This window comes from Neisseria sp. P0021.S007 (assembly GCF_051956855.1).
Window position 1 is genome coordinate 1 of sequence record NZ_JBQCXA010000212.1, and the last position, 949, is coordinate 949.

The 949-nt window shown below is 53.6% G+C and carries 1 protein-coding gene; it reads left to right on the forward strand.

All coding sequences use genetic code 11. The features are described from left to right. Window positions 1-118: 118 nt before the first annotated feature. A partial coding sequence (locus tag ACTHUR_RS12290) for a 5'-3' exonuclease (protein WP_440398753.1) occupies window positions 119-949 on the forward strand: 831 nt, incomplete at its 3' end.

Here is a 949-nt window from a genome sequence, read left to right on the forward strand (position 1 = left end):
ATACCTGAAACCGTATATTTATGTAAACATCAGGCTGTCTGAAACTTGATTTTCGGTTTTCAGACGGCCTTTTCCTTTATAATCCGTACATTATTTTCATACACACAGCAGGTTCTCCATGTCCAACAAACCCACACTCCTTCTCGTTGACGGCTCTTCTTATCTTTACCGCGCCTATCATGCCATGGGGCAGAATTTGTCTGCGCCCGATGGTGCGCCGACGGGGGCGATGTATGGTGTGTTGAACATGCTGCGCCGGCTGCGGGCGGATTATGTGCATGAATATTGCGCGGTGGTGTTTGACGCTAAGGGCAAAAATTTTCGCCACGAGATGTTCCCCGACTATAAGGCGACGCGCCCGCCGATGCCGGACGATTTGCGCCCTCAGGCGGAAGCCTTGCCGGATTTGGTGCGCCTGATGGGCTGGCCGGTATTGGTGATTCCGCAGGTGGAAGCGGACGACGTTATCGGCACTTTGGCTAAGATGGCTAGCGAAGCAGGGTGGAACGTGGTGGTATCTACCGGCGATAAGGACATGGCGCAGTTAGTAAATGAGCGCGTGACACTGGTGAACACGATGAGCGGCGAAACGCTGGATATTGAAGGCGTGAAGGAAAAATTCGGTGTGCGCCCCGACCAAATCCGCGATTATCTCGCGCTGATGGGCGACAAGGTGGACAACGTGCCGGGTGTGGAAAAATGCGGCCCGAAAACTGCGGTGAAGTGGCTGGAAGTCTATGGCTCGCTGGCTGGTGTGATGGAACACGCTGCCGAAGTCAAAGGCAAGGTGGGAGAAAACCTGCAAGCTGCTTTGGAACAACTGCCGCTGTCGTATGATTTGGTAACGATTAAAACCGATTTGGATTTGCACACCGAGCTTTCAGACGGCCTCGAAAGCCTGCGCCGTACTACGCCTAAATGGGCGCAGCTGGTTGTCGATTTCAAACGC